Origin of the sequence: Candidatus Viridilinea mediisalina (genome assembly GCF_002532535.1) — a bacterium.
In the GTDB taxonomy this organism is placed as follows: Bacteria; Chloroflexota; Chloroflexia; order Chloroflexales; family Chloroflexaceae; genus Viridilinea; species Viridilinea mediisalina.
In genome coordinates, this window is sequence record NZ_NQWI01000059.1 from 1 (window position 1) to 9,911 (window position 9,911).

Annotated in this window: 6 protein-coding genes; all 6 read left to right on the plus strand. The window is 59.1% G+C overall.

Going from position 1 to position 9,911, the window contains the following annotated elements; all coding sequences use genetic code 11:
• Positions 1-555 precede the first annotated feature (555 nt).
• The 6 genes from CJ255_RS13035 to CJ255_RS13060 all read left to right on the plus strand — a co-directional run bounded on the left by CJ255_RS13035 (position 556) and on the right by CJ255_RS13060 (position 9,910).
• Positions 556-1,092 carry an acetate and sugar kinases/Hsc70/actin family protein gene (locus CJ255_RS13035; protein ID WP_124681929.1) on the plus strand — a complete coding sequence of 179 codons (537 nt, stop codon included), beginning with the start codon at positions 556-558 and terminating at the stop codon, positions 1,090-1,092.
• The gene (locus tag CJ255_RS13040) at positions 1,089-1,625 is read left to right on the plus strand and encodes a hypothetical protein (RefSeq protein WP_097644544.1); all 537 of its coding nucleotides are present in this window, start codon (positions 1,089-1,091) and stop codon (positions 1,623-1,625) included. Before CJ255_RS13035 ends, CJ255_RS13040 begins: the two co-directional genes overlap by 4 nt.
• A gap of 10 nt (positions 1,626-1,635) precedes the next feature.
• Positions 1,636-2,034 carry a hypothetical protein gene (locus CJ255_RS13045; protein ID WP_097644545.1) on the plus strand — a complete coding sequence of 133 codons (399 nt, stop codon included), beginning with the start codon at positions 1,636-1,638 and terminating at the stop codon, positions 2,032-2,034.
• A gap of 177 nt (positions 2,035-2,211) precedes the next feature.
• Positions 2,212-7,134, plus strand: coding sequence for a DEAD/DEAH box helicase (locus CJ255_RS13050; RefSeq protein WP_165774698.1), 4,923 nt, complete (start codon positions 2,212-2,214; stop codon positions 7,132-7,134).
• A gap of 8 nt (positions 7,135-7,142) precedes the next feature.
• Positions 7,143-7,655, plus strand: a complete 513-nt coding sequence (locus CJ255_RS13055) for a phospholipase D-like domain-containing protein (protein WP_097644547.1) — start codon at positions 7,143-7,145, stop codon at positions 7,653-7,655.
• Positions 7,652-9,910, plus strand: a complete 2,259-nt coding sequence (locus CJ255_RS13060) for a tetratricopeptide repeat protein (RefSeq protein ID WP_097644548.1) — start codon at positions 7,652-7,654, stop codon at positions 9,908-9,910. Before CJ255_RS13055 ends, CJ255_RS13060 begins: the two co-directional genes overlap by 4 nt.
• Position 9,911: the final 1 nt, after the last annotated feature.

The following is a 9,911-nucleotide window of genomic DNA, read 5'->3' on the forward strand; positions in this document are numbered from 1 at the left end:
TGCTGTGCCATCGCTCGACCGCACTCGAAACCCACACGGTATCATCCCATGCCGTCAACAACACGCGGGCTGCGGCCGTACCCGCTCGGCGCGGGCCTGGATCGTGCGTCGCACATGGGGTGGGCCGTCACTGGTGAGACTAGTAAGGGAAGCGGATGTTGTTGATTGCCCCGTTGCTTGGCCACCCTGAGCAAAGGTTCGTAGGAACATTCCTGTTTGCGCCGTAGGTAGTGCCGACTTTAACGCTTGGTGTGAGATCGTTTGCAGCGCATTAGAACGCCATCGGCGACACTGCAATTCGTTCGGTTTGGCTACCTGGCCTTCGCGTCGAGGGCGTCCTGATGCAAAACCGTGTACGACAACTCACACCAAGCGTTATAGTCGGCTCCCGTCGCTGCCAAAGACCTCAGCCGACTAACGTCGGCACTACGATGCATGCGAACCATGGACTATTCAGCATGACAAGTTGCTGGGATACGTAAAAATTTCTGCTTCCCTTACATCCCGATGATACATGCTACGCGGCGATTATGCAACCTATGCTACACGCTGGGGTTGGTATACAGCTCGCTGCTCGATAGCCACGGGGCGCTTGTCGGTGATACGGCGTTGTGTCAAGGCAGCGTGGGCGTGGTGGATCTGGGCCACCATACGGTGGATGTGGCGGTGGTGCGGCAACTGATGCCTCTGCCTGCATCGCTGAACACCTTCAATCTAGGAACTTCTCGTCCGCTGCGTGAGATGCGCGCTCAGTTGAGTGCCCGTTTTGAGCGGGAGCTCTCGATGGTGGAGACCGACATGGCTGCACGGGCCGGGATGCTTCGTGTGGCGGGATGTGAGCGACCCCTGCCGGAGCATTGGGATGCGCCGCTGCGCGAAAACGGCGAGGCGCTCGCGGCGCGTCTGGTTGAGGAATGGGGCAGCGGTTCCAACCTGGATTGCATTCTACTCGGTGGGGGCGGTGCGCAAGAGCCTCGCCTGAGCCAGGCCATCCACGCCCGCTTTCCCCATGCATTCGTGGTGGACGATCCGCAATTGGCGATTGCGCGGGGCTATGCGCGGCTGGCGCGGCGGTTGGGAGGTGCGCAATGAGTCGCCCTCCTCATCGGGTACGCATCAGTAGCTCACTCGCCCATCTGCTGGCCCAGGTGGGAGCGAATAGCAGCGCTGCCCACCGCCGCGCACTGTTGTTGCTCGGTGCCCATACAGCAGGGTACGACCTTGCTGCTTGTCGCACCGACATTGGCCGTCTGCTGGGTGAAGACCTTGATGAGCCGGTCGCGCAGCACTTGGCTACCCTTTATGGCGCACGCGGTCTAGTCGTCCCGATCCTTACCCCTTGGCAGATTCTCCAGGACATCCATGCCGCTCCGGTTGGCTTTACCCTCGCCTTACTCGCCCAAGGGGTCTTATCAGTGGCGCAGTATGGTTGTCCGGAGCTTGCGCGTGACGACCGGCGCTGGTGGGCGGGCTATGTGCTCACGTTAGGACTCTCGATCTACTGGAACATCTTGGGCTATGGAGCGGTCTTTGCGCTTATGGGCGTTCCCTGGCTTATCGCTATTGGCATCATTGTGGCTGGTGATGTGGCCCCTGAAATAGCCGCCAAGCGATATGAAGGATAGTGAGGACGTAATGGATGATCATGCAACAGCGGGTGCTCTCTTCTTCGCCTTTCTCGCCATCAGCCTTACCGCCTTGCTCTTCTGGGATCGCATTGGTCGTGCGTTGTGGCACGATATTGAGACGATCTTTGTCGGTGTGAAGCGGGGAGGAAGCAAACGCTACGTGCAGTTGCGTGATGCCGTGCGTACTGCGGCTCGTCGTCATGGCTGGCAACCGCCAACCCCGCCAAGCTCACCCAAACGCACTCCTGTCGCCGGACGCCCCGTGCCAGTTAACGAACGGCGTCTTGCGTCGATTCAACAGGTATGGCAGGCAGCGTGGCCTGAAGGCAGTTGGGCAATTGCGACCGTTCCTCAACTGCGGAGCGGTCACTGTCTGGTGAGCCACGAGGAGTGGGAACAGCTATAAACGAGATTGGTAACGCAGCCGTTACAGCATGGCTGTAGAATTCATAGTGGTGATCGTGCGTAAGGATCTCACTATGCTGTTGTGTCACCAACTCCATCATTTATTCCACGGCCCCGCTCTGATGAGCGGGGCCGTTTTAGTTCTGGTTTCAAGAACCACGTAATGGTTGCATGCCCAATGAATTCTGATGCTACTCAAGCTTTAGCCGACGATCTGCTAACCTTTATCGAGCAGCGCGAGGCGGCGCAGATTGCCTATGGCGTCTATGACGTGACCATGACGGGGGCGGAGGTGCTGGCTGGCTATCGTCCGGTTGATGTGACCCGTGTGCCCCTCGTTGATCGTGAACGCGCACTGAAAGAGGCGTTGTGCTGGTTGGCCGCTGAAGTGCTCATCATCCGTTTTGATACGGCGGATGATCCGGCGGAGTGGGTTTTTCGTAGCCGTATTGCCGAGATGGTGCGGCTGATTGCCCTGGTGCGTCAGCGCATTGTTTGGCATGGAGGAGCGGGTGCCAAGCAGAGCCACCGGCTGAGTAGTAGTAAACGTCTAGTGGCCGATACGACGCTGACGGTGATGGCGCGCTTGGTGCCGCGACGCGATCAGCCGACAAGTGGCATGTTGCGTACACTCTTGGCTGCGAACGTTGAGCAGCAGCAGGTGGCAGATCTGTTGTTGACGGTGATTGATCAGGCACTACCTAAGTTGCGTATGATCAGCGGCTTTCAACAGCGGGCTAGTGCGGCGATTCTCAAAGCGTTGCGCCTTGATGAGCGGGGTACGGGCCTGCGCGGTGTTGTGGTTACCGCTGGCACTGGGGCAGGCAAGACCTACGCCTTCTTTCTGCCGGTGCTGGCCCACGCGGTCCTTACACGCTGTCTGCATGGACAGGTTGGGGTCAAGGCGATCTGCATCTACCCGCGTGTGGCGCTCTCGGAGAATCAGTTGGCCGATTTTATCGAGATCCTGTTTCACCTCAACCAAGCTTTGGCAGCGGCGGAATTGCCACCGTTGACGATCGGTATTGAGAGCGGTGCGGCACTCTACAATCGGAACGATTTTGCGCGTGCGTTGCGCAGCAAGGATGAGCAAGAGAAGTTTGCCCGCATGCGCGGCTGGGTCTATGACGAGGCGGCTGCGGGCTTTCGTGCCCCCTTTGCCCATTGTGTGGGTAGCGAGGGCTATGCCTGTGCCACGAGCGAGGTGCGCCTGGTAGCGCGACAGGACGATCCAGTAACGCTCGTCTGTCCATGTTGCGACGTCCATTATCCCTTCATCCAGTTTGTGCGCGAGAATGTGATGGAAGCACATCCGCCCGATATTCTTGTGGCTACGACCGAGTCGCTGAACCGTCGTCTGCTTAGCAGCAAAATGCAGTACCTCTTTGGTACCGCCAAATTTTGTGCGCCGTCGGTGGTGATGCTCGACGAGATTCACCTCCAGGCTTCGACGGCGGGAACACAGGTAGCGCTGCTCTTGCGACGCCTGCTGGCTCGCTTGCGTGCTGGTAAACTCGCCCGGCACGAGTGTGATCGTATCGCCTTTATCGGCCTGAGTGCGACGATTGCCCAACCAGTGCAGTTTATCGCTACTTTGGCTGGTATCGCGCCTGAACATGTGGTTGAGGTGCGCCCCGCAGATGACGAGATGCAGGTGATTGGCGCTGAGCGTTTCATCTTTGTGCGTGCCACGGAGCAGGAGGATGTGGCCACGATCTCGACGCTGATCCAGACGACGATGGCAGCCCTGCATACGATGCCCCAACCACCAAGCGGCAGCCCGCTCGCCCGCTACCGCGCCTTTGGCTTCGTTCAGTCGCTTGATGTGGTGGGGCGTTGGCTCTACCAGATTGAGGATGCCGAGCGGATGCGTCCATGGCAACGTGAAGCGACGGCGCGTGATGAGCAGGCTGGTATAGCTATGCATGACCGCAAGATCAGTGATGTACCGCTCTACGCCTATCGCTGGCCCCCCCATAATCGCAAGCTCTTTCCCCGGTTGCTCGGAAATACCCCTATTCCCGATTGCGGCTGTGAGCAACGCCACGGCCCCGATCTCACATGTCCACTCTTCCAAGCAGGTGAGTGTTGGTGGGTCGTGAGCCAAGCGGGTAAGGCGCGCCAAGAGGCGCTGAAGATCCGACGCAAGTCGGCGAGCGACCGTGATAAGCCGATTGAACCAGACGATGATTTGATCATCACGACAAGTGCGCTAGAGGTGGGCTACGACGATGATGCGCTGATGTGTGTCATCCAGTATGGCGCGCCCGCCAACATCGCCAGTTTCGTGCAGCGCAAGGGGCGCGGAGGGCGTCAGGTGGGTACGCGACCAATCGTGATCACCCTCCTCAGCCCCTACTCTTCTGCCGAAATCTTCCTCTTCCGCAACCAACATCTGCTCACCGAACCAATCTTTCGTAAGTTACCATTGAATACCCAGAACCGTTTCTTGCAGCGTATCCACGGCTTCTATGCCATTATGGATTGGCTGGCCTATAGTGCAAACTTGGAGGGGCGGCACTACCAATTGGAACAATTGGATGAACGTGCGCTCAATCTGCTCAAGGAGCGTGGTGAGGATAGCGCCACCCTTCTGGCGCTCAAGGACTACCTTGGGCGTGCCTTCTCACTCGATGGGCCTGATGCCGCTGAGTTGCTGGCGGGATCGGATGGTATTCTGCTCAACCACTATCTGCGCCTGGTACGCACACTCACAATACGGTTGCAAGCGGCGGATTCTCCGCGCTATGGCGTCAATGGGCGCGATCTGGTGCGTGACCTGTTGCCCGAGAATCTCTTCTCCGATCTCAATTTGCCTGAAGTGCGTGTCAGGTATAGTCAAAGCTACCCAACCACCGAGAGTATCGGTCTGGCGTTAGCGACTACCGTGCCGGGCAATGTCTCTTTTCGTGGTGGTTTTGGCTCAACTTGGATTCCGCCCATCGTGAGCGAAACAGACGACGTACCGCGCCTCGTGATTGCTGACTACTATGAGGTCGTCGCGCTTGATGAAAAGGCCAACGTGAAGTCCCTGCCAATGCGCGCTCTACGCATGGCTGGAATTGATCCCGATCAGACCAAAACACTGTCGATCTTTCGCCCTAGCGCCATTACGCCTACACCCTTCAGCAAAGACCATAACAGTTCACTTTGGTATGGCGATCCCGCCACAGGCGAACTACAGCAGCATGATCGGCGAGACGCGGCGGGCCAGCACGAGTGCATGCTCGCCCATGCCAGTTCAGGCTTTCCGATTAGCGCCATCGAGATTCGGGCGGAGCGTGAAGATCTGCCAACGGCCTTTTGGCTGCGACCGGGCCACCCGACGCTACGGGCCGATCCGTTGGGGGAGCGGCTCACCCATCAGTTGCTGCTCTACAGTGATGAAGCAAACAATCAGAACCCCATTGATGTACGTCTTCTCACTCTGGGCAGCCAATTCAGCCTCGTCTTCCACGAACATCGTGCCGATACGATTGAGGGTGTGGTCGGTTTCACTGCCGATTCCGGCTATGCAGAGCCGTGTCTGCTCGGCTATCAGATGACAACCGAGGGGCTAGCACTCGACCTTGCACAACTCCATTTGGAGCGGTTACGTATCGAGCCCCCTGTGGCGGCGCAACTCTGCTACACCGCCACGCGCCACGCTGCCATCACAGCACTCATGGTGGAACACGGTGCCAATATTTTTGCCGCCGGGCACCTGGTCGATCTTCTGCTCACCATCGCTGACGAGCGCCGCATCGCGCAGGGAGAGAGTCCCGCCGTCGTCGCAGCGTGGCTCACAGCAGGCGGGCCTGGGGTAAGCCACGCGATGCAACGCATGATCAGCGAAGTCTATTGCCTCTCTAAGCGCAAAACCGAGGCGGCTCAAGCCTTAGCCGAACGCCCCGAGGTCATAGAGTCCTTTGCCAACATCTACGCTGAGGTAGCCGCTGGTGGTGCTCTGTACCACGACTATTTGCACGACACCTTCAAATACAGTTTGGCCCAGGCGCTGAAACAGACGGCCCAGGAGTTGGCGGGGGTTGAAGCGTTACGCTATATCGGGGCGTATACCAAGCTGCACGTAGACTTTGGCTCCCGTGCGACCGACCGCATCTGGCTCTACGAAGTGGGTATGGGCGGCATCGGAGTGATGCGGGCCACCCACGAGGCGTTGCGTAGCGAACCGGATCGCTTCTGGGCGACGCTGGCCCAGCGTATGGCGCGCTGCCCAACGGCGCAAGAGGAGGCGTTGCTACGTCATGTGTTAGCTCAGCCAGAGGATTGGTTGGTGGTATGTGATACGCTTGCCGAGCAGGTACGAACGGCCCGTGGTGCTAAGCAACGCCAGCAAGCCATTGAGGATCTGCTGGCTGAAGTGCGACGACATCTTGGCTTGATCATTCAGCAGGAACACGCCAAGGCGCTCATGCGCCTCTTTGTTCCCGATTACCTAGAGCAAGCGCACGGCGCTACGTTGAGCAACTGGCGGCTCTACCGCGAGATCAACACCCTCTTCCTCCCGAACTGTACGGTGCGCCTAGGGCGTGAGCCAAGTTTCGCCGAAGTACGCGGGCTGCTCTACCACGAGATAACCGGCGCAAACGCGGCATCCTACCCCCATCTCGCGCTACTGCTCGAGATCTACCGCGCTGAATATGACACTGATGCGGCGGCTTGCCGCGAAGCCTTTGCTATTGCCGTAGATCGGCGTCTCCTCAGTTCGTGTCGCTGCAGTTGCCCGTCGTGCCTCAACGACCGTGGCGGTCAAGAGACACCAAGCCTGGGTTGGATGCTGCTCAGTCGTCCGTTGCTTACGGCATGGCTCAACGCGACACGGGCGGAACATACGTTGACCATCGCATCTGGCGATGACCTGAGCGCGTTGCGTGATCGTCTACGCATCTTGCTCGAACGCGGTGCCAGATCCCTCTACCTACAGGTAGCTGCTGGTCAGCTTACCGCGCTCTGTAAGGCTGTGAGCTACTTAACCGATGCCGGGATCGACACACACTACGGTATGGTCTACCCAATGCTTACCGACATTGCAACGATTTTTACCGCTGATCCTACTGCGGCACCGTTGGTTAGTTTAACCATCAGACCTATTCTTTGAGGTGGGGCATGACACAACGTTCGACACGTCAACCGAGTGGCAAAGCCACACTCTACAACTTCCTACTCAATGAACTGCTCGCTTCGCAGGCCGTGAATGGCTACGAGCTCTGGATTCTTTCACCCTGGGTGACAAACTTTAGGCTCCAGCGCACCTACCACGTCACCTTCAGTGAATTGGTCGCTACAAGGCATGAGGAGTTGCACCTCTTCGACGTGTTGCGCCAGATTGCGGCCAATGGCGGCATGGTACGGCTAACCATCGGCGATGACAACCGCTACCATGCGCCGCTGCGTCTGCTGAATGAACAGAGCTTACGCATTGATATTCGCGTCTACGCCCAACTGCACGGCAAAGCCTACGCTGGACACTACGGGGCCATTGCTGGCTCCCCCAATCTCACACACGGTGGCATAAACCAGAACGCCGAGATCTACCGTTACGTCCACGACACACATTCAATAGCTCAACTGCGCCAGCAGTGTATTGAACACTACCAGCAGGGGGTAGCGCTACAATGACGATTGACTACCTTATTGACCCAAAGCTTGGCTGGGAAGATCAGATCGGCTTGCGCCTGCGCTGTACTTCTGCCGAAGCGCAGGCGTTGCACCGAGCGTTGCGCATGCTCCTCCGTGGTCGTATGTCGCCCCTATTGCCGGGTAGACAGGAATCCTTTCCCTTCACGATCCTCATTCCAGCCACACAGGAGGCAATAGAACGGCGCTGGAACGAGATTCTTGACCAAGCCGGGCTGGGAGTAAGGCAAGCACCAACCGCCCCAACTGAGCCCTCGGCTGCGAGATTGCCCAATGTCAAAGCCCCCCCAGCGCCAACCAGAATCCCGACGGGGGGGCGAGCAACGACGAGCAGTGATCTGGCGTGGGAGCAACGCTTTCGTCGTGTGCTAAAAGTGTTGGCCAGCGAACGCCGAAGCCAGACGGTGAGCTATGTGGCAGCGAGTTTCACCAGCGCAACGGCTATGGGGCCAGCCGAGGAGACTGATGAGATCTTTCTAGCTAGCCTGCCGCCATCCAGTCGGCTACGCGCCCAGATCGCCCGCTACGCCGAGCGCAGCCAGGACGCGGAGTTGGTGAGCCTCTGCACCCAGCGACATTCCGAGGTCTTGGCGTTGCCCCCCTCGGCGCTCTTGGTGAACCAAATTCTCGATGCGCACGAGCGCGAGGCGCAACGCTGCGCGGATACAACCATCGCCGCCATGGGCCGTGAACTCTGCCGCGCCTTCCTGCCCGAACTTGAACGGCTGCGTCAAGCGGAGAAGAGCATCCGCGAGCGGTTGCGCGACATTGATGCTGCACCGGATACGATGCACAGCGCTCCTGTCACCATTAGCGAGCAGATCGCCGCGCTCATTGCGCTCGACCCTGTTGAGCGTCTGCCACCCCTGCAAAAGCTCCACACCGACTACCCGGCGGCGCAGGTGATTCGCCTGGCATTAGCCAACACCCATGCGCTCTTGGACGAGGTTGATCAGGCGCTAGAACTCTACCGTACCGCAGAGCCAGCCAACGAAGTGGTAGAGCAGATCGTTCCCCTTCTGCTGAAGGCTGGCCGAAAGCGCGAAGCCTTAGAAGCAGTGCAAGGGCAAGCCCACCTGAATCCCCGTCTCACCGCATTGCACGGCGCAACCCTGCTCGCGCTGGGCGAAGCAACCGCAGCACAAAGACTGCTCACGCAAGCTTGGGAGGCGGGCGAACGAGCGGCAGATAGTGCCCTCGCCTACGCACGGGCACTCGTGGCAACGGGCGATCTGGCCAGAGCGGCTGAACCCTACCTCATTGCGCGCGAGTCCACGCCAACGGTGCTCACAACCGAAGATTGCCGCGCCATGGCCGACATCGCACTAGGAGGGGGCTACGGCGACCTGACGAATGAAGAGCAGGCTGACTACCTCGATCACTACGTAGCACGCGCCGGACGCCAACTCCGCGAGCAGCAAGATGCAGCCACCGTCCTCCACCAGCGTGTCACGTTTCGCCGCACCGCCGCACACCCCGAACGGCTACGCGAAGCGCTAGCTGACTGGCTGGAATATCTTGCTGAGACGAGCGCCATGACCGATCTCGACGAGGCCCTCCGCTGCTTACACGATCTCCGTCGTGAAGGGGCACTCACCCGTACCCAGCAGTTTGATCTCTTGGAGGGGATAGAACGCTTTAGCGCCGATCTGCCAGGCGTTGCCGATCTGCTGGCGTTGGAGTACCAAGCCCTTGCTGTAGACGAACTTGCCGTATCGTTGCGCCAAGGCGAGCCACTCCCAGCCTACATCAGTGACCTACGGCGGGCATTGCACTTTCTCAACCGCGAGCTTGCCGACGATCTCTCGCAGACCGTTGAGCAAGAGCGCACTGCGCTACACGAGCGCAGCCTCTTCGTGCCCGAAGAAGTGGTTACAGAAGTGACCACGCCCGCCCTAACTAACCTCAAACTCACCATCATCGGCGGCCACGGCACAATGCGCCGCGAAGTCGAACAGCGGTTGCGCCAGGAGCATGGCCTCACCGACTACCTCGAAGTTGCCCCTTCAAGTGAAGCGCATGTTGATCGCGCCAAAGTGCGCGAACGGGTCAGTGGGCGCGACCTCATCGTCGTCGTTACCGGCTACATCGGCCACGACCTGAGCAACCTCGTGCGCGATCTGCAACAGAGCGGCGAAATAGTTGGGCGCGTCCTCTGGACGATGTGTCGCGGCAAGAGCGGCGTGCTGCGGGAGATCATCAAATCACTCAACTCACCCCGGATCAGCGTATGTTGAA